Origin of the sequence: Frankia sp. R82 (genome assembly GCF_023716925.1) — a bacterium.
Taxonomy (GTDB): domain Bacteria; phylum Actinomycetota; class Actinomycetes; order Frankiales; family Frankiaceae; genus Frankia.
In genome coordinates this window covers 19,481-37,882 of record NZ_JAMQQG010000029.1, presented here as the reverse complement: position 1 = coordinate 37,882, position 18,402 = coordinate 19,481, and the positions used below count along the sequence as shown (strand labels likewise).

The 18,402-nt window shown below is 71.8% G+C and carries 17 protein-coding genes and 1 tRNA gene; 8 read left to right on the top strand and 10 right to left on the bottom strand.

Annotated elements, in window-relative coordinates; translation table 11 throughout:
• Positions 1–1,260, top strand: coding sequence for an MFS transporter (locus ND747_RS08380; RefSeq protein WP_251732913.1), 1,260 nt, complete (start codon positions 1–3; stop codon positions 1,258–1,260).
• A gap of 82 nt (positions 1,261–1,342) precedes the next feature.
• Here ND747_RS08380 and ND747_RS08375 read toward each other — a convergent pair whose 3' ends face one another.
• Positions 1,343–1,894, bottom strand: a complete 552-nt coding sequence (locus ND747_RS08375) for a hypothetical protein (protein ID WP_251732912.1) — start codon at positions 1,892–1,894, stop codon at positions 1,343–1,345.
• Between the two features lie 93 nt (positions 1,895–1,987).
• Here ND747_RS08375 and ND747_RS08370 point away from each other — a divergent pair, with 93 nt between their 5' ends.
• The gene (locus tag ND747_RS08370) at positions 1,988–2,467 is read left to right on the top strand and encodes a helix-turn-helix domain-containing protein (protein ID WP_251732911.1); all 480 of its coding nucleotides are present in this window, start codon (positions 1,988–1,990) and stop codon (positions 2,465–2,467) included.
• Between the two features lie 70 nt (positions 2,468–2,537).
• Here the strand turns inward: ND747_RS08370 and ND747_RS08365 are convergent, their stop codons facing one another.
• Positions 2,538–3,023, bottom strand: a complete 486-nt coding sequence (locus tag ND747_RS08365; protein WP_251732910.1) for a type II toxin-antitoxin system PemK/MazF family toxin — start codon at positions 3,021–3,023, stop codon at positions 2,538–2,540.
• 781 nt (positions 3,024–3,804) lie between these two features.
• On the opposite strand from ND747_RS08365, the gene ND747_RS08360 reads away from it, so the two are divergent.
• Positions 3,805–4,029, top strand: coding sequence for a DUF2188 domain-containing protein (locus ND747_RS08360; protein ID WP_251732909.1), 225 nt, complete (start codon positions 3,805–3,807; stop codon positions 4,027–4,029).
• Positions 4,030–4,235: 206 nt separating this feature from the next.
• Here ND747_RS08360 and ND747_RS08355 read toward each other — a convergent pair whose 3' ends face one another.
• The 3 genes from ND747_RS08355 to ND747_RS08345 all read right to left on the bottom strand — a co-directional run bounded on the left by ND747_RS08355 (position 4,236) and on the right by ND747_RS08345 (position 6,075).
• The gene (locus ND747_RS08355; RefSeq protein WP_251732908.1) at positions 4,236–5,138 is read right to left on the bottom strand and encodes a YihY/virulence factor BrkB family protein; all 903 of its coding nucleotides are present in this window, start codon (positions 5,136–5,138) and stop codon (positions 4,236–4,238) included.
• Between the two features lie 322 nt (positions 5,139–5,460).
• A tRNA-Ala gene (locus ND747_RS08350) sits at positions 5,461–5,534 on the bottom strand.
• A gap of 16 nt (positions 5,535–5,550) precedes the next feature.
• Complete coding sequence (locus ND747_RS08345; protein WP_251732907.1) at positions 5,551–6,075, bottom strand: hypothetical protein; 525 nt, start codon at positions 6,073–6,075, stop codon at positions 5,551–5,553.
• A 763-nt stretch (positions 6,076–6,838) separates the two neighbouring features.
• Between ND747_RS08345 and ND747_RS08340 the strand changes: the two genes are divergently transcribed.
• A complete protein-coding gene (locus ND747_RS08340; RefSeq protein ID WP_251732906.1) occupies positions 6,839–8,383 on the top strand; it encodes a phosphoribosyltransferase in 1,545 nt (514 codons plus the stop codon).
• A gap of 160 nt (positions 8,384–8,543) precedes the next feature.
• Positions 8,544–9,359, top strand: coding sequence for a CBS domain-containing protein (locus ND747_RS08335; protein WP_251732905.1), 816 nt, complete (start codon positions 8,544–8,546; stop codon positions 9,357–9,359).
• Between the two features lie 34 nt (positions 9,360–9,393).
• Here the strand turns inward: ND747_RS08335 and ND747_RS08330 are convergent, their stop codons facing one another.
• The 3 genes from ND747_RS08330 to ND747_RS08320 all read right to left on the bottom strand — a co-directional run bounded on the left by ND747_RS08330 (position 9,394) and on the right by ND747_RS08320 (position 11,667).
• Positions 9,394–10,215, bottom strand: coding sequence for a sulfate/molybdate ABC transporter ATP-binding protein (locus ND747_RS08330; protein ID WP_251732904.1), 822 nt, complete (start codon positions 10,213–10,215; stop codon positions 9,394–9,396).
• Positions 10,212–11,177 carry an ABC transporter permease gene (locus ND747_RS08325; RefSeq protein ID WP_251732903.1) on the bottom strand — a complete coding sequence of 322 codons (966 nt, stop codon included), beginning with the start codon at positions 11,175–11,177 and terminating at the stop codon, positions 10,212–10,214. The genes ND747_RS08330 and ND747_RS08325 overlap by 4 nt, the downstream gene beginning before the upstream one ends.
• 82 nt (positions 11,178–11,259) lie before the next feature.
• Positions 11,260–11,667, bottom strand: coding sequence for a molybdopterin-binding protein (locus ND747_RS08320; RefSeq protein WP_251732902.1), 408 nt, complete (start codon positions 11,665–11,667; stop codon positions 11,260–11,262).
• Positions 11,668–11,846: 179 nt separating this feature from the next.
• Here ND747_RS08320 and ND747_RS08315 point away from each other — a divergent pair, with 179 nt between their 5' ends.
• Positions 11,847–12,371: an NUDIX domain-containing protein gene (locus ND747_RS08315; RefSeq protein ID WP_251732901.1), complete on the top strand. Its 525-nt coding sequence runs from the start codon at positions 11,847–11,849 to the stop codon at positions 12,369–12,371.
• Positions 12,372–12,612: 241 nt separating this feature from the next.
• Entirely contained in the window at positions 12,613–13,089 is a 477-nt protein-coding gene (locus ND747_RS08310) for a hypothetical protein (protein ID WP_308204587.1), read from the top strand.
• Between the two features lie 45 nt (positions 13,090–13,134).
• On the opposite strand, the gene ND747_RS08305 is transcribed toward ND747_RS08310, so the two are convergent.
• Both ND747_RS08305 and ND747_RS08300 read right to left on the bottom strand, forming a co-directional pair.
• A complete protein-coding gene (locus ND747_RS08305; RefSeq protein WP_251732899.1) occupies positions 13,135–15,612 on the bottom strand; it encodes a hypothetical protein in 2,478 nt (825 codons plus the stop codon).
• Positions 15,613–15,699: 87 nt separating this feature from the next.
• A complete protein-coding gene (locus ND747_RS08300; RefSeq protein WP_251732898.1) occupies positions 15,700–16,536 on the bottom strand; it encodes a TetR/AcrR family transcriptional regulator in 837 nt (278 codons plus the stop codon).
• Positions 16,537–16,757: 221 nt separating this feature from the next.
• Between ND747_RS08300 and ND747_RS08295 the strand changes: the two genes are divergently transcribed.
• Positions 16,758–18,341, top strand: coding sequence for an MFS transporter (locus tag ND747_RS08295; RefSeq protein ID WP_251732897.1), 1,584 nt, complete (start codon positions 16,758–16,760; stop codon positions 18,339–18,341).
• The last annotated feature ends 61 nt before the right edge of the window (positions 18,342–18,402 follow it).

The following is an 18,402-nucleotide window of genomic DNA, read 5'->3' as shown; positions in this document are numbered from 1 at the left end:
TTGAGTAGACCGCGCTCGCTGGGTCGGCGGTTCGGCTGGCTGTGGGCGGCCTACGCGGTCAGCGTCTACGGGTCCGGGTTGGGGTTCGGCGCGCTCGCGCTGATCGCCGTGGTGGTCGCGCATGCCGGGCCTGGTCAGGTCGCGGCGCTGGCCGCGGTGGGACCGGCGGTGGGCGCGCTGATCGCGGTGCCGCTCGGGCCGTGGGTGGAGTTCCACCGCAAGCGGCCGGTGATGATCACGATGGACCTCGTTCGCTTCACGGCCATGGCGACGATCCCGCTCGCCTACGCCGTCGGCTGGCTCGGTTTCTACCAGCTGATCGTGGTCTCGGCGGTCGTGGCGGCGGCCAGAATCGCCTTCGGCGCGGCGAGCGGCGCCTGTCTGAAGGCCATCGTCAGGCCGGCTGACCTGCTCACGGCGAACGCCAGGCTCGAATCCACGAACTGGAGTTCCCTCGCGGTCGGACCGCCCCTGGGCGGTGCGGCGATCGGCCTGTTCGGGCCGGTCGTCACCGTGGTCGCCGACGCGCTCAGCTACCTGCTCTCCGCGCTGTGCCTCACCGCGATCCGCGACCGCGCGCAACAGGGGCGAAAAGTCGCATCGAGCCCGATCCGAACCGGTGACCTCCTCGACGGTTGGCGGCACATCCTTTCCCAGCCCGTCCTACGGGCGCTTTATCTCAACAACCTGCTCGTCGCTGGACTGATCATGGCCACCGAGCCGCTGCTGGCCGTGCTTCTCCTGCGCCAACTCGGTTTTCCGCCCTGGCAGTACGGCCTCGCCTTCGCCGCCCCCTGCGTCGGCGGCCTGATCGGCTCCCGCCTGGCCAGCCGGGTGGTGGCCCGCTACGGCCAGCACCGGATCCTGCGGACCGTCGGCGCCCTGCGCGCGGTCTGGCTGATCGGCCTGGCCCTTGTCCGTCCCGGAATCGGTGGCCTGCTCACGGTGATCGCCGTCGAGCTGGCAATCATCATCAACATGAGTCTGTTCAACCCGGTACTCGCCACCTATCGGCTCGAACACACCCCCAGACACCGCGTCGCCCGCACTCTGTCGGCCTGGTCGATCGGCCAGCAGACCGCCATCGCCATCCTCACCGCGCTCGGGGGCCTACTCGCCGACCTCACCAGCCCACGCACCGCTCTCACCGTCATCGGCCTGCTCATTCTCACCAGCCCGCTGTTGCTTCCTCGTCGCGACCACACGGATCGGTCCAGGCCACATCCGACCACGCACATCAAGCAGAAAGCGACCGTGTGAGCCCACGGTGAAACGTTGTTCCGCTGCCCGCGCTCAGCGCTGGAATCTCGGCACAGCGCCCGTTACCAGGAACGCGCCCGCCTTATTCCGGGGATGCCTGCGGGTCGATGCCGCCCTGCGCGCTGGGCCTGCGTCCGGCGAAGTCGAGCAGGCCGACCCAGGTCGGCCGCAGCGCGATGCGGGCCTGCACCGTGCCGGGCGCGTCGACCTGGCTGAGCATGCCGGCGGCCGCCTCGGGCCCGAGGTAGCGGTGCGCCGCCGCGACGTACTCCGGCGCGAGGCCGTCCACCTCGGTGATCTCGACCTGGCCGCGCAGGCTGAGCGATGCGGGCGGGAAGGTGTCGGTGTCGATGGTCACGGCGACCTCCGGCCGGCGCCGCAGCGCTGCCAGCCGCTTCGCGGGATGGCTGATGGCGGGCCCGCGGACGTAGGTGACGGTCACCAGTTCGTCGCCGGTCCAGTGGAACCAGGTCGGCACCACGCGGGGGGTTGCGTCGAGGGCGAGGTAGGCGAACCGCGCGGGGATCGCCGAAGCGAGCAGGCGCCGGGCGGTCGCGGTGTCGAGCAGGGCAGGATCGCCCTGGCGCGGCACGGCGGCTGGTACGGGTGCGGTGTCCGGGTGCAGCGGGCTCATCCTCGACGTCCCTCCAGTCGGTTAGTTCCCTGACGGAACGAACGCTAGCAGGGTTAGTTCCTCAAGGGAACCCATCTGTCGTACGCTGATGACGTGCAACGGACCCAGTTCGGCGACCGGGCCTGTTCGATCGCCCGCACCCTCGACCTGATCGGCGAGCCCTGGTCGCCGCTGATCCTGCGTGACGTGATGGTCGGGATCCGCCGCTTCGACCAGATCCAGGCCGAGCTCGGCATCTCCCGCAAGGTCCTCACCGAGCGGCTGAAGTGGCTGGTCGAACGCGGCGTGCTCGCCCGCAGCGAGTACTCGACCCGGCCCAGGCGGTACGAGTACGTGCTCACCGACGAGGGCGTCGACCTGTGCGACGTCCTGATCGCCATGGCCCGCTTCGGGGACCGTTGGCTTGCCGGTCCGGCCGGCCCGCCCGTCCTGTACCGGCACCGGCCATGCGGTCACGTCGCTCCCGCGTCACCGCGCTGCGAGCACTGCGACCAGCCCATCCGCGCCGACACCATCGACGTCCTGCCCGGTCCTGGCGCAAACCCGAACACCGAGGCCAACCAGCCCGCGTGACGTTCTCGTGGCCTCCATCGACCCGCGTTGGCGCCGGGGACAGCCGGCGGCCGGTCATGGCCGCGCGGTACTAGCGCCAGCCGTAGCGCTGCCGCAGCCGGGCCGTGACCTGCTCGAACGGCTCACGCGGCAGGGCCGCCGACTCGCGGCGCATCCCGCCCTCGTGCACTCGGATCACCCGGTCCAGGTTGACCCAGGACGGCCGGTGCTGGCTGTCCCACCCGCCCGCGCCGACGGCCACGAAGTCGCCCTCGCCGTCGTGCTCCTTGCTGGTCAGCTGCACGGCCAGGTACGTGCCTGCGGACTCGACGGCCACCACGAGTACCGGCCGGTCCTTACCCCGTCCGTCGTTCTCCTCGAACGGCACCCACGTCCAGACGATCTCACCGGGATCCGGGGCCCCGTCCGACTGCGGCGAGTAGCTCATCCGCACCGGCCCGACATCGCCTGGATCGACCTCCCGGGTGGCGTCCGGCCCGGACTCACCCGGCGAGACCTCCCCGTCCGCGCGCGACGACCGTGTCTGCTCCCGGGCCGGGCGACTGCGCTCGGCCACCGTCGAGGGCGACGGGGCAGAGCGGGCCTTCGGCGTCGGTCGCCGCCGGACTTCCTGTCCTGCCTCTGGCGCCGGTGTATCACTCTGACGGCGACCACCCGCCACCAGATCGGACACGATCCTGACCAGATCCCCCAGCAGTCCCATCCCGCCACAATAGTTAGGTCGGCCGCGACGCCCGCAGGAGCAGCTCGACCTGGCAGTCCTTCCGTCGTCCCCGCGCACCGGTGGAACGGGTGCCGCGTGGGCCGTCGGGGCCAAGATCCCGGTGGACCACAGCCGGCTGGACCGAAGTCTCGAACGGGCACCCGCCCCGGCGGCGTCACAAAAGCTCCGGAGGCTCGGCAGGTGCGTACGGGTCAGGACGCCGCGGATCCCATTGCCGGGGGCTCGGGTTCGCGCTGCGGCTGCGTCCTGATGAGAAAAGCGTCAGCGCTCAGGCCGGCCCGGTCGACAAGGACTGCGAGGCTGCCCACGTCAGGGGGCCTGCTTTGCGCCAGGTGGGCCAACGTCGACTGGCTGATCCCGGCCCTGCATGGCGACTCCCTCCACGGGAGGCCTCGTCCCTGACAGTGGGCGTCGATGGCGGCGAAAAACCCTTCTGTATCGACCGTTGCCCGGTCCGGTATGGCACCTTTCCCCCGCTGGATTCGACATGTGACGTACAATTGCAGAAGGCGAACCTGCCTTGCTGCGGCTAATTTGACTCTAGAGTGTCACTTGCGCATCCGCGAATTCTCGCGCGGCTGCGCCCCAGCACACACAGGCCCAGGAGTCACGCATGGCCAACCACAAGGTGTACCAGATCGTCCCCTCGGGCGGCTGGTGGCAGATCAGGCATGAGAACTCGTTCATCTCGACCCATCGAATCAAGGACGAGGCAATCGCCGTTGGCCAGAAGATCGCGATCGGCAAACAGCCCAGTCATCTGGTCGTCCAACGGGCTGACGGCACGGTCGAGACCGAGTGGACATACGGCGACGACCCGGTCCCAGCCAAGAGCTGAGACGAGATGCGGTGGATGGCCGCGAACACGGGCTCCGGTGGTGGGCGGCGGTGTGATGCGATCGCGGGCCGCTTTGTCAGGCAGTCCGTCGTCAAACCCGGTCCCAAGGCCACCGTCACCGATTCGGTGCGGCGCACGAAATCACGGTAGCGACATCTGATCTCGGTTCCGTCTTTTCCCTGGTGGTCTGGGCGGAACCGGGAACGTTACGTATCCGCCCCCTCCTCGCCCCTTCCGGATTTTCTTGAGGCTGGGCGAAGGTCATGGTGCTTCTGTTCGGGGTGCACCGATCCGCTGCGGTTCTCACCGAGTCGCATCTCGCCGAGTCGCAGGGTGAGTCCGTACCCGACCAGGACGATGAGGTGGAGCAGGAAAAGCCAGAAGCCGACCGCGACGGCCGCGCCCACCGGTGAGAAACCGCCGAACGGCAGTCCGAGATCCAGGGTGAACGACAGGAAGAGCACGAATCCCTGCAGGAACCCCGCGACGAAGGATCCGGTCGCTCCCGCCGCGCACAGCGTCGCGGTCCAGGCTGGCCGGCCTGGGCCGACCACCCGGTAGACGAAGGTCAGGGTCGCGGTCAGCACCAGCCAGTCGACCGTGAACGCGACGACCACGCCGAGCGCTGCCGACAGGCCGCTGTCGGCGAACAGGCGGGCCAGTATCGGCGTCACGAGCAGCACCGGAAGCAGCAGCACCGGCGCGGCGGCGAGCAGCGGCAGCACGCTGAGCCGGCCGCGCCATCCGACCAGGTTTTCGCGTTGTCCGGTGAGTCGGACGAAGGCCCGACGCAGCCCTTCGCCGTAGAACGTGGCCGGAATCGCCGCGCCTGCCACGACCAGCGGTGACATCGTCGCCGCAGCCCGGAACGCCGTGTCGACGACCGCGGGTGCGCCCAGACCGCCGGGCAGGGCCTCGGCCAGCGAGCGGCCGAGTTCGCGGGTGTGTGCCTCGCCGAGGAGCAGGTCGATCAGTCTGATGGCGACCAGCACGCCCGGGACGATCGCGATGGCGGCGTAGTAGGTGACGCCGGCGGACATCAGCGCGAGATCGTGGCCGCGCAGGCCGTCGACGACAGCCCGGACCAGCGCTGCGACGCGGCGGGCCACTCTGGTCGGGGCACCTTCCATACCGACAGCATCTCCGGTGGAACGGCCCGGCCTGCCTGCCGCCCTCGCTGCCGCGTCCGCTCCGAGGACCGACCAGGATGGTGTCCGAACGGCTCGGGCCTGCCGACGTCGGGTTCACGCCGCGGACGTACAGCCACGTCATCCCGGGCATGGACGCTGCGGCGGCCGGCCTGTGGCCGGGGTGATTCTCGGTCCGTCCGAGGAGGATCCGCGAGACGAGGTGCACCGGGACGTGCACCCGGAGGATGGTTCGCCGCTGGATGATGAAGAGGACCAGGGCAAAAGCCCTGGTCAACAGGGGTGGAGGTGAGGGGACTCGAACCCCTGGCCTCCTCCGTGCGAGGGAGGCGCTCTACCAGGCTGAGCTACACCCCCTGGAAGCAACTGAAGCTTACAGGACGGCGGGGCGAAGGTGACGACTGCCCCTCGCCGTCCGCGGCGGGGCGGATTGGATGGGCAGCCGCCGGGCGTCTGGGAGGCTCGGCAGCGTGGCGATCAGGCGGTCGAACAGGACGGAGGCGTCCTGCGGGGAGAGCAGGCCGGCGTCGTGTCCGGTCCAGCCCCACAGGTGGGCGCCGTCGAGGATGATCTCGTCGTCGGGGCTGGCGCCGTCGGGGAAGGCAAGCGTGGCGTCGGCGGATGGGGGCGGCCCGTCGAGGGGGCGGTGCGTCCACAACTGCAGCGCTTCCTCCGGGCACCAGGTCTCGTCCCGCACGGCCACCTGCCACGCCGCCCGACCGGGCCGGTACACGGCCAGTCGCACGGACGTGCCGCGGCAGCGAAAGTGCAGACCGAGGCCGTCGCGGCGGACGCTGCGCAGGTCAACCGGCACGGCGCAGCTGCCGGGGCAGACGAGGTATCCCTCGGCTCGCAACCGGTCGGTCCACGCCTTGAAGGACACGGCCTTGGCGGACACAGCTGACGCTGCCTTCCTGGTCGGACTGGGCGATGGTCGCGGACTGGGTGATGGTCGGACTGGGCGATGCCGGGAATCGCCATCTGGTCCAGCTGGGGGCGCGGCCTCGGCTGGGACGGCGTGCGCCAGGGCCAGTGCGAACGTCGGTGCCAAGGCCAACAGCAGTGCGGGGCCAGCGATAACTCCACGCCGGTGGCTGCGCCCATGCGGACGTCGGCGCGGACGCGAGCGGGCGGCGAAAGCCGGGGCTATGGCGTGGCGGTGGCTATGACGGTGGCGATGGACCAGCCGAATCCCTCGCGCCGGGGCGGGCTCCGCGAGCTAGCGGGCCGCCGGGCTCGTCATGGCGGGGACGAGCCTCAGAAGGCGCGAGGGCCGGGACAACCGAGGGAACCCGGACAGCGTGGACAGGCTCCGGCGCTACAGACTGCGCGCCACGCCCAGTGCGAGGCGGGGCCGTGCTGGAAGCGGAGCGTCACCCTGCCGATTATGCACGCCCACCGGTATGCGCGGTGTCACGTGACAGCTGCGGTGCTGGTCGTCAGGCATATGCCGGACTGGCCAGGGCAAGCCAGACAAGTCGGGCGGACGAGAAGCGGCTAGGTGGCCTGCCCGAACTGCCTCGGACCGCACGGGTGGCACGGATGGCCTGAACGGGCGAGGCGAATCACCCGTCCGGTGGATCGGCGATAGTCGCGGAGGGAATCCCGACAGCAGGGGGTGACGAGTCGCTCGGTGACGAGGGTAACGAGGCGAGGTGACCATGAGCATCGACAACCGGATCTTCGCGGACCGCAGGGACGCCGGACGCCGGCTTGCCGCCCGGCTGGAGCATCTGCGGGGGCGTGACGTCGTTGTGGTCGCGCTGCCCAGAGGCGGTGTCCCGGTCGGGTTCGAGGTGGCGCGGGCCCTCGGTGCGCCGCTGGACGTCCTGCTCGTGCGCAAGATCGGGGTGCCGCGCCAGCCCGAACTGGCGATGGGGGCGATCGCCGAGGGCGGGATTCGGGTGGTCAACGAGGACACGGTCCGTCTGGCCCAGGTGGACCAGACGCAGTTCGCCCAGGTGGAGGCCGAGGAACTGGCGGAGCTGGAACGCCGCGGCCACCGGTTCCGCGAGGGCCGTCCCCGGATCGGACTACACGGTCGCACGGTGGTCGTCGTCGACGACGGGATCGCCACCGGGGCCACCGCCCGAGCCGCCTGCCGGGCGCTGCGGCAGCCCGGGGTGGGCCGGATCGTTCTGGCCACTCCGGTGATCGCCCACGATCGCATCGCATCGCTGCGCCTGGATGCGGACGAGGTGGTCTGGACCCACGCACCGGAAACGTTCGTCGGGGTCGGCGAGTTCTACGCCGACTTCAGCCAGACGTCCGACGAGGAGGTCGTCGACCTGCTTCGCCGGGCGTCTGGTCCGGCCGGGCCGGCGAGGGACGTGGAGATCGCGCTTGCGGATGTCCGGCTGCCGGGCCGCCTCGTGGTGCCGGCGCACCCGCGTGGAGTGGTGGCGTTCGCGCCTGGCAGCGGCTCAGGGCGGCACAGCCCGCGTGGGCGGTACGTCGCCGAGGTTCTGGGCGCCGCCGGGCTCGCCACCCTCCTGCTCGATCTGGCCACCCCCGCCACCTCGCAGGCCCCGTCCTTCCCGGCAGTGTCGCTGGCCTCTGGAACCCCGATGGGCGCAGGGACCCCGCAGGTCCCCCCGGCTTCGACGAGTTCGACGAGTTCGGGGGATTCGGTGAGCTCGGCTCCGGTGAGCTCAGCCACCGATTCCGGGTTCGACCTGGCACTGCTCGCCGGACGACTGGCCGGCGTCGACGCCTGGCTCGCCGCCGAACCGGAGACGGCCGACCTGCCGCTGGGGCTGTTCGGCGCCAGCACCGGGGCCGCGGTCGCGCTGGCGGCCGCCGCCGAACCTGGCAGCCGCGTTCGTGCCGTCGTCTCCCGCGGCGGTCGTCCGGATCTTGCCTGGACGTGTCTGCCCACGGTGCGTGCACCGACCCTGCTGATCGTCGGCGGCCTGGACGAACAGGTGCTCGAGTTCAACCGCTGGGCGCAACAACGCCTGACCGGCTGCGTCCACCGGCTGGTCGTCGTCCCTGGCGCCACGCATCTGTTCGGGGAGCCGGGCACGCTCACCCAGGCCGCGGCGCTCGCCCGCGACTGGTTCCTCGATGCCTTCGCTCCCCGCGCCGGCCCGGACCCCGCTCCCGCTCCCGATGTCGCCCCCGATTCCGGTGCCGTCGCTACTGCCGGCCGCCCGCCCGCGGCAGATCCGGATGCCGACCAGCGACGGGCGACGAGTAACCGGTGAGCGGATGAATCACCCGTTTGTGACAGGCACGAGGTCGCCAGGAGACCCTGCGGGTGATCTCTATGTCATCGTGTGACTACAGCAAGAAATCGGGGAAGGACGTGGACGTAGCGTGCGGCGGGTTCACGCGGAGGGCGGGCCCGATCGGAGGGGGAGACAGATGGTCTACGTCGGCTCGATGATCAGTAGGCTGCCGGTGACCGTGCCGCGGACCACCACGATCGGCCAGGCAGCGCAGGAGATGGCCCGAACGGGGGTCGGCGCACTGCTGGTGGTCGACAGCGACCGGCTCGTCGGCATCGTCACCGACCGCGACATCGTGATCCGCGGTGTGGCCCGCGGGGTCGGTGCGGACGGTCGGATCGACGCGTTGATGACCACCGATGTGGTCACCGTCCCCGCCGGCATGGGCGTCGAACGGGCCTACGAGATCTTCCGGGACCATGCCGTGCGGCGACTGCCTGTCGTCGACGGCCGGCGCATCGTCGGCATCGTCACCGTGGACGACCTGCTGATCCGCAGCGAGCGGCAGATGGCCGATCTCGTCCACCCGGTGCACGACGAGACGTTCGCTCCACACCGCGAGCCCGCACCCCCCGTCGTGACCGGCCGTCCCACCGACCGGGCTGCCAGCCGGTCTGTCCGTCGAGGGGCCGGAGTCCATGGCGCGAACGGGAGAGCAGCCAGCATGGTGTCGATGATCCGGGTCTCCGAGTCACCGGTGTTCCCGCGACGGACCGGGGTGCTGCGCGCGCACCCGGGCGACACACTGATCATCCACAGTCATGTGCCGCGGACGGCGGACCGCTCGGGGGAGATCTGCGCGGCCCGGTCGGACAACGGCGATCCGCCGTTCGCCGTGCGCTGGACCGACACCGGCACTGTGAGCTTCGTCTTCCCGGGCCCGGACGCCGAGGTCCGTCACCAGGGGGAGGCTGCCCGCCCCCAGGCAACAGCCGGCGCCACCCGGAACTGATCCCGCCGCCCGTAGCTCTGATCCGGAGCCTGGTTCAGAAACCGTCAGCCGGAGCCGGGGTCGGAGCCGGGGTCGAAACTGGGGTCTGGTCTGGTGACAAAGCCGGGCCCGAGCTCGAGGCGGACGGCGAGGTGATCTCATGGCCGTCGACGAGGGCGATGGTGCGGTCGGCGAGCACCTCGGCGTCGATCGGGTCATGCGTGACGATCAGCACCGGCGCGGACAGCGTCGGCAGGACGGTGCGCAGGAAGGCCCGGACCTCGGTACGGGTCGAGGTGTCGAGGGCGGACAGCGGCTCGTCGAGCAGCAGCAGCCGCGGCCGGGTGGCCAGCGCCCGGGCGAGGGCCACCCGCTGGGCCTGCCCGCCGGACAGTGCGCCGGGCCGCCGGTCGGCCAGATCGCCGACACCGAACCGGGTCAGCCACGACTCGGCGTCCGCCCGGGACTGCCGCCGTCCCTGACCGAGCCGGGCGCGCAGGCCGAAGGCGACGTTGTCGCGGGCGCGCAGGTGCGGAAACAGCAGATAGTCCTGGAACACGACCCCGACGGGACGGTCCTCGCACGCGGTGAAGCGACGTTCGCGCGGATCGTCGAGGACCTCGCCGGCCAGCGTGATGCGCCCGGCGTCCAGGGGCAGCAGGCCGGCGAGCGCCCGCAACAGCGTGCTCTTCCCGGCGCCACTGCGCCCCAGGACGGCAACCACCTCACCCTGGGCGACCCGCACCTCGACGTCCAGCACGAACGCGCCGCGGCGGACGATCATGCGAGCGTCGAGCCCATCGCCGCCGGCCGAGGCGGTGCCGGCCGAGGCGGTGCCGGGCGAGGTCGGGGTCGCCTCGGGATGGGCGGTGCTCATCGAGGTCCCCCCGAGCCGTCCGCGGTGGTGGTCGCGAGGGCGCCGCGGCCGGCCCGGCGGCGGGCGATCCACCGGGTGCCCGGCAGCCACCGGGCGCGCAGCGCGACCAGGACCGTGACACAGACCGCCAGCAGCACGAGGGACAGGGCGATCGCCGCGTCCGGGTCGGTCTCCAGCGCCAGGTAGACGGCCAGCGGCATCGTCTGCGTGGTACCGGGGAAGTTGCCGGCGAAGGTGATCGTCGCGCCGAACTCGCCGAGGGCCCGCGCCCAGCACAGGGCGGTGCCGGCGGCGACCGCGGGCGCCACGAGCGGGACGGTCACCCGGCGGAACGTCATCCAGGGATCGGCGCCGAGGGTGGCGGCGGCATCCTCGAAGCGACGATCGGCGCTGTTGAGCGCACCTTCGACCGAGACGACGAGGAACGGCATCGCCACGAACGTCTGCGCGACCACGACACCGTTGGTGGTGAACGGCAGAGTGAAACCGAACCAGTCGGACAGTGACTCGCCGATCAGCCCACGCCGTCCCAGCGCCAGCAGCAGCGACACGCCGCCGACCACCGGCGGCAGCACCAGGGGCAACGTCACCAGTGCCCGCAGCAGCGTGCGCCCCGGAAACCGGGTGCGCGCCAGCAGCCAGGCCAACGGGACGCCGAACACCAGCGACAACACCGTCGCCTCACTGGACGTCCGCAGCGACAGCAGCAGCGCCTGACGGACGCTCGTCTGGCTCAGCAGGTGCGCGAGCCCTGTCCACGGCGCCCGGATCAGCAGACCGACCAGCGGCAACAACAGGAACAGCACCGCGATCGAACCCGGCAGCCACAGCGCCCACGGCACCCGCCGGCGGGTTTCCCGTCGCTGGCCACGGCGGCGGGCCGGACCAGGCCCGCCAGGGCGCGCCGACTCGCCGGCCTGCGTCGACGTACCGGACCATGACAGGGAGGCGTCAGTCGTCATCGCCGGCGGGGTGCCTTTCTCGGGTGCGAACGGACGTGCCGGCGACGACCCCCATCCGGGCGGACCCACGGGGGCGCGGGAGTCAGCGGCGGTCGGGCATCTCGATGACCACGTTGGTCGACTTCACCGCCCCGACGGCGAGGACACCAGGCTCGAGACCGAGTTCGTCGGCGGCCTCCCGGCTCATCAGGGACACCAGCCGGTGCGGGCCGGCCTGGATCTCGACCTGTGCCATGACGGTGTCCCGAGTGACGCGGGTGATGATGCCCGGGAAACGGTTGCGGGCCGACTCCGCCACGACGGGGATCGACGCGCTACTCTGTTCTCCAGCCATGTCCTTGGCGAACTCGGCCAGATTGGCGCCTTCCACCGCCCGACGGCCTGCATCGTCCAGGACGGTGGGCAGGCGACCGCTGTCCGCCCAACGGCGGACGGTGTCGTCACTGACACCGAGCAGCGCTGCTGCCTCGCTGATCCGGAATCTTGGCATACCTGCGATAGTAACCCCGCAGGTTCGGCGACTTTCGCCCGGTTTATCCGATCTTACGGTTATTTCTGTCGCGTTTCTACCGCTTCTGCGGAGTCTACTCGACGACTGACATGCCCCGCGGCGAAACCTTTGCGTTACATTCTACTGACCGTGCGTCGATCCCTGGCCCTGGAGCTTCCATGACCGATCCCGCCCGCCCGTTCGCTCCCACGCAGACCGCCGCCACGCAGGTCGGCAAGGGCGCCGCTGCCGACCGGCGCCGGCCCGCCGGCACGCCGCCCCGGATCAACGTCCGCGCGCTGCTGGTGGAGGGAGGCCGGATCATGCTCACCAACGTGCGTGGCCAGAGCACCTTCCACCTGCCGGGCGGCCCGGTCGAGGCCGGGGAGACCATCCAGGCCGCGCTGCGCCGGCAGCTGGACAAGCAGGCCGACATCGAGGCAAGTCACGTGACGTTCGTCGGCTGTGTGGAAGGCACCCGGATCGAGCGGGGAACCCGCGTCGCCGAACTCGACGTCATCTTCTCCGTCGACCGATCGTGGGCAGCCGAGTTCGGCAGCCGACTCGACGATCTAGACGTCGTCTCGACCCCGCTGAGCAGTCTCGGTGACCTGCAGCTGCAGCCGGAAGCGCTGCGCTCCCTGATCCCCGACTGGCTGCAGCACGGCCGTCCCCTCTGGCAGGGCGCCACCACCGCACGCTGACGTCCCGGCCGGCTCTCGTCGGGCGGCTCTCGTCGGGCGGCGCTGAACGGCTCGGCGTCGGACAGGCCTGCACGGGCGGCTGGTGGGCCGAGCGGCGCTGGTCAACTGCGGGGCGGCGCTGGGCCCACGTGAAGCTCAACGCTCTGCTGGCAAGCAGGTTCGAACCGACCGGCCAGCCGGCTACATTCGCCGGATGTCCGGATGTTCCGAAGGATCTCCGTCCGCTCGACCCATTGTCGGGGTGACCGGTCATCGGGGGCTGACCGAGGTGCAGCGTTGCTACGTCGACGCGGAGCTACGCCGTCTGCTGGCGCCGTTCGCGCGGGTCGCGGGTGGCTTCGCCGGTATGAGCTGTCTCGCCGACGGCGCCGACACCGTCTTCGCCGACGTCGTGCTCGACCTCGGCGGTCGCCTCATCTCGGTGATCCCCGCCCGTGGCTACCGGGATCTACAGCCGCCCGGGCACCTCGACGACTACGACCGGCTGGTCCGCAGCTGTGCCGAGGTCCGCCGGCAGGACCGCGCCCAGCCCGATCTCCCCAGCCTGATGGATGCGAGTCGGGTGCTGGTCGACGCTGCCGACCACATCATCGCCGTCTGGGACGGACAGCCGGCCCGCGGCTACGGCGGGACGGCGGACGTGGTCGCCTACGCGCGGAGCCTGGGACGTCCGGTGCAGATCGTCTGGCCGACCGGCGCGAGCCGCCAACCGGCCTGACCGCCGCCGTCGGCGCCCGCCGCTCGCCGCACCCGTCCGTCGACGTCAGCGCGGGGTCAGCGGGATGACTGTGATCGGGGCCGGGGTCAGGCCGGTGGAAGAACCCGACGTGCTCGCCGGAGGCTGCCCGGCGGGGGCGCCCGCGGTCGCCGGAATGCTGGTGGCTGCCGCCGGGGTGTCTGTGACCTTGGGAACGGCGGCCGGGTTCGCCTGGCTGGTCGAACCTCCGGCGGAACGAGGTACCGCCGGGATCCGGCCCATGGGGCGGGGGCTGGCCGCCGGCTGACCAGGCGTGGTGGCCACCAGGGGCACAGCGGCGGCCGGCTGGGCCGCAGCCACAGCTGCTGGCTGGTCGGAAGCGGTCGGCCGAGTGGGGGTGAGAGACGTCAGGGGCACAGCGGCGGCGGCCGGCTGGGCGGGAGCGGCGGGGGTAGCGGGTTGTGCCGGGACGGCAGGGGTGGGCGGCTGGGCGGGGGGCACGGGCAGCGGTGCGGGCGCGGCGACCGCGGCTGGCTCGGCGGCAGCGGCGGCCGGCCGAGCGGGGGGTACGGCGGCTGGCTTGGCTGGGGGCGTGGCCGGCCTGGTCTCAGCCGGCCTGGTCTCAGCTGGCCTGGTCTCGGCCGGCCTGGTCCCGACGGTGGCTGCCTGGGCCGGGGCGGGAGACGCCGGCGGCTCGTGGGCGGGTTCGTCGGCGGGGGAGATCGGGGTCAGCGGGGTGATCAGCAGGCCGGCCGGTGGCGCGCCAAGGGTGAGGCCGAGGTCGTCGTCCGCGGCGCTGCCCGTCCCGCTCGCTGCCGCGGCGGCCGGCGTGCCGGCACCCGGTGAGGTGCCGGCACCCACCAGCCGGAGGGTGTCGAGGGCCAGATCCGCCTCGGAAAGCCGTTTCTGCTGGTGCTGGGCGGTCGGAGCCAGGGGATCTTCGGCGCCCGGGGCGGCCGGGGCACCGATGGCGGCGCCGGCCGGGTCCAGGGCGGTGGTGGCCGACGGGATCACCGGCGCGGCCTCGGCCGGGACGGGAGCCACGGCCCCACGGCCGGTGCCGGTGTCGGTGCCGGCCGTCCTGGCACCGGCGCCTGGACCGGCGTTCGGGCCGGCTCCCAGGCCCACCGCCGACCGGTCGGCCGCGCGGGAGGCAGCTGGCAGGTCGGTGGGGTGCGTGTCGTGCAGCGGTGCCTGGGCGCCGGAGGTGACCTCGTCGCCGGAAGCGCCGAGACCGGCGACTGCGGCAGCCGCCGCCACCGCTGCTGTCGCGGCGACAGCCAGCACGGCCACCGGCCGTATCCGGGAACGGCGCTGCTGATCGTGCTTCGGTACCGGCGGCGCGTCGGCCAGGTGACGCACCTGACGGTCAGGCCGCGCCCCGGTGGTCGCGGATCCGGCCGCCTCGGCCGGGGTGGCAGCGCCGAGGCCGCCGGCATCCGCAGCGGTTGTCCCGGGGGCGGCAGCGCCGCCGCCCAGGACAGGGATGGGTGCCGGTGGCAGGCTGGCCAACGGCGGCAGGGCGAGGCCCGCCGCGACGAGATCGGCTGCGGCCACCGCAGCGTCGACGCCTCTGGCGGTCCCGGTGCCTCTGGCCGTCCCGGTGGGCGCGGCGACCGTGGCGGCGGCACCGGCCGGCGCGGCGACGCCGGTGGTGCGCTGGCCGCGGCGACGTCCACCGGATCGCCCGGGGCGCGGGCGAGCACCGGAAAGCAGCGCCAACAGCTCGGCGGTGTCGGGTAGTGAGCCGCCGTCGGCAAGACGGACCCGGGTCAGGGCGCGACGCACGCCTGGGCTGGTCAGCTCGCTCGGGTCGTCCTCCGACTCGGCCCGCCGCCAACCGCCGCGCCCGGCGGCGGGCCCCCCCAGGCTGGACGGGCGCCCGGTGGCAGCCAGATCGACGATGCCGGCCCAGGCGACGATGTCCGCCGCGGGACCGTCCCAGCCGCCCGCGGCCGGCCCGAAGCCGTACCCGGGAACGTAGGTGGTGCCGGCGGTCGGCTCGCCCCCGCCACCGGCCGTCACCAGCAGGGGCCGCAGGGCCGCGGCGACGCCCAGATCGACCAGCCGGGGGCCAACGACCGAGAGCACAAGGTCGGCGGCGGTCAGATCACCGAGTGGACCGACGCTGCGGTGCGCCGCCTCGATCGTCGTGAGCAGGCTGCGGGCAAGGCGGTCGATCTCCTCGGGCGACAGCGGGCCGCGTTCGGCGAGCTCCCGGGCGAGGGTGGGCCCGCCGACGAACTCGGTGACGAGGTAGGGCCGCGTGGCCGCGGGTGCGGCGTCGAGCACGCCGCAGGTGTACGGGCCGGCGATCACGCAGGCCCGCTCGACGGCGGCGGCGAAGCGGGCTCGCATGTCGTCGCGCAGCGCGTCACCGGGATGCAGCGAGCGGACGGCGACCTGAGCACCGCCGGGTGCCCGGGCCAGGTGGACGACGCCGGTGATGCCCACATCGACCCGGCCGAGAAGCTGGTACGGCCCGAGCATGGTCGGTTCGCCCGTGGCGAGCGGGGCCACGTGGCGCGGAAGACGAACGGTCATGTGGGCTGCCCCGGATACGACTCGTGGCTCGCCGACGGCGACGGACCTCTCTGACAGTAGCGACTCACATCGTGTCCGTGAAGGGCGCTACGCCCGCTTCTTCAGTATTTTGCTGTCCGCCGTCTGCTGTTCGGCTTTGCCGGGGAGTGCGCACCCGGATCCTGGTCGGGTTTCGCGCCCGGCCTCCGGGTGGGTGGCCTCGATGCCGTCGAGCAGCCAGCCCAGTGCTCGTTCGAAACGCGGCGTCGGCAGGAGGAGGCCCATCGTGCACAGGCTGCGCAGGCGGGGAAGCTCCTCGCCGTCGGACAGGGCGCCGAAATCCGGCTCGAGCGCCTGCGTGGCGGCGGGATCGTCCCCCTTCGGCAACGGGGGATGCGGGAACGCCTGGCTGCTGATCTCCCGCAGGGTGCAGCCGACGACGAGGTCGTTCACCGAGTGCAGAATGCGCTGCTGCTCGAGCGGATCATCGGTGATCTGCGAGACGACGCCGAGGTACTGCTCGATGAACCGCAGCTTGTTGGGTCCACGAGACGGACGGGCCACGACCTGCAGCGTCCACGGGTGGCGTTGGTAAGCCTCCCGGAACCGCTGCGCGATCGCGGTGAGACCGGCCCGCCAGCCGGTCGGGACCTCGGCGAGCAGGCTCTCGCCCAGGAACTCGTCCCAGACGAGATCAAGCAGCTCGTCCTTGTCTCGGACGTGATAGTAGAGCGTCATCGTCCCGACGCCGAGGTGCATGGCGAGCCGGCGCATCGACACCGCGGCCAGGCCGTCCGCATCCGCAAGCTCGATCGCCGCCCGGGCCAGCAGCTCGCGGCTCAGCTTCGACCGGCAGGCGCCCGTGTGGCCCGTGCCCGTGCCGCCCGTACCCGTGACCGTGCGCACAACGCCGGTCCTGGTGGCTGGTTCCGCCGGCGCGGCCATGACCTGGTCACCTCCGACCACATCGGGAAGCGGGAAAAGCGTTTTGCCGTTCGTACATCGTACGGCGTAGGGTGGTGGCACGTCCTCGTACGGTGTACGAACTTGCTGGCATACGATCTGTGCTGGCGTACGGCCCTGTGCTGGTGGGCGAGCAGACGCACGCAGGTGAGCGCCACGCAGGCGAGCACGGATGGGCGTGTAGACGGGAGGGATTGACGTTCATGGCTTCACGTTCGGAGACAGGGCCGGGCCCGGCGGCAGGATCGCGTTCGGCGGAGTCGTCGACCGCTCCGGCGGGGGCGGCCGGTCCGTCGCGGGCCTCATGGGCCGTCCTGGCGGTCTGCTGCCTGGCCCAGTTCATGGTGGTGCTCGACATCTCGATTGTGAACATCGCGCTACCGTCGATGCAGGATGACCTCGGCCTGTCGGCCGGGGGTCTGCAGTGGGTGGTCAATGCGTACACCCTGGCCTTCGCCGGGCTGCTGCTGTTCGGCGGGCGGGCGGCCGACCTGTTCGGTCGACGGCGGGTGTTCATCCTGGGCCTGGCTCTGTTCACGCTCGCCAGCCTCGGTGGTGGCCTCGCGCAGAACGAAGTCCAGGTCATCGTTGCGCGGGCGGTGCAGGGGCTCGGTGGCGCGGTGCTGGCGCCGGCGACGCTCAGCCTGCTGATGACCTCGTTCGCGGAAGGCCGGGAGCGCACCCGGGCCCTCGGGGCCTGGGGTGCGACGGCGGCCAGCGGTGGTGCGTTCGGCACGGTGCTCGGCGGTGTACTCACCGACATCGCCGACTGGCGCTGGGTGCTGTTCGTCAACGTGCCGATCGGCATCCTGCTGATCGTCGCGGCGCGGACGGTGCTGGTCGAGTCGCGGGGTCAGATCAGCCGGCTGCGTGACCTCGACGTCCCCGGCACGGTGACGGTGACCGGCGGTCTGGTGCTGCTGGTCTACGCGATCGTGCGAACCGAGAACTCGTCGTGGACGTCCGCGACGACACTCGGCATGCTCGCCGGTGGAGTCATGCTGCTCGGGGCGTTCCTCGCCATCGAGGCGAACAGCCCGAATCCGCTGGTGCCGCTGGGGATCTTCCGCTTCCCGGGGATCGCGGTGGCGAACCTGATCGCGGCCGTGCTGGGGGCCGGCATGTTCGCCGTGCTGTTCTTCCTCACGCTGTATCTGCAGCGGGTCCAGGGCTTCAGTCCGCTGCGGGCAGGGCTCGCCATGCTGCCGATGCCAGTATCGATCATGATCGCGTCGCAGATCGTGACGCGGATGATCGGCCGGCTGGGGCCGCGCCCGATCATCGTCGCCGGAGTCGTGATCGGCGCCGCCGGTCAGTTCTGGATGACGGGCATCTCTCCGGGCGGCTCCTACTGGGTGGAGGTGTTCGGCCCCATCGCGCTGATGTCCGCCGGTATCGGCACCGTCATGGTCGCGATGGTCACCGCCGCGACGTCCGGGGTGCCCATGCACATGGCCGGGCTGGCCTCCGGGCTCGTCAACACCGGCCGGCAGATCGGCGCGGCCGTCGGCCTCGCGGTCGTCACAACCCTGGCCGCGAACCGCACCGAGCACGAGACGCAGCACGGCGCCGCGCTGCCCGACGCGCTGACCTCCGGGTACACGCTCGGCCTACTCATCGCCGCCTGCGTGTTCGTCATCGGCCTGCCGATTGCCCTGCTGCTGCCGCGCCGCGGCGGCCCGGCTGTCCCGGTGCCGGTGCCGGCCGGGCTGTCCGACGGCGAGCCCGTCGCAATCGCCCAGAGCGCGGTCAGCGAAAGCGCGGTCACCGAAAGCGCGCAGGCCTGACCCGCAGCACCGCTTGATCCCGCAGCACCGCCGATCGGGACGTGACTCGCCGGGTGGCCGT

Coding starts and splice junctions, on each gene's coding strand:
- ND747_RS08300 (WP_251732898.1), bottom strand. CDS start 16,536: ATGGCCGCGCCGGCGGAACCAGCCACCAGGACCGGCGTTGTGCGCACG.
- ND747_RS08305 (WP_251732899.1), bottom strand. CDS start 15,612: ATGACCGTTCGTCTTCCGCGCCACGTGGCCCCGCTCGCCACGGGCGAA.
- ND747_RS08295 (WP_251732897.1), top strand. CDS start 16,758: ATGGCTTCACGTTCGGAGACAGGGCCGGGCCCGGCGGCAGGATCGCGT.
- ND747_RS08330 (WP_251732904.1), bottom strand. CDS start 10,215: ATGAGCACCGCCCATCCCGAGGCGACCCCGACCTCGCCCGGCACCGCC.
- ND747_RS08315 (WP_251732901.1), top strand. CDS start 11,847: ATGACCGATCCCGCCCGCCCGTTCGCTCCCACGCAGACCGCCGCCACG.
- ND747_RS08325 (WP_251732903.1), bottom strand. CDS start 11,177: ATGACGACTGACGCCTCCCTGTCATGGTCCGGTACGTCGACGCAGGCC.
- ND747_RS08375 (WP_251732912.1), bottom strand. CDS start 1,894: ATGAGCCCGCTGCACCCGGACACCGCACCCGTACCAGCCGCCGTGCCG.
- ND747_RS08340 (WP_251732906.1), top strand. CDS start 6,839: ATGAGCATCGACAACCGGATCTTCGCGGACCGCAGGGACGCCGGACGC.
- ND747_RS08320 (WP_251732902.1), bottom strand. CDS start 11,667: ATGCCAAGATTCCGGATCAGCGAGGCAGCAGCGCTGCTCGGTGTCAGT.
- ND747_RS08335 (WP_251732905.1), top strand. CDS start 8,544: ATGGTCTACGTCGGCTCGATGATCAGTAGGCTGCCGGTGACCGTGCCG.
- ND747_RS08360 (WP_251732909.1), top strand. CDS start 3,805: ATGGCCAACCACAAGGTGTACCAGATCGTCCCCTCGGGCGGCTGGTGG.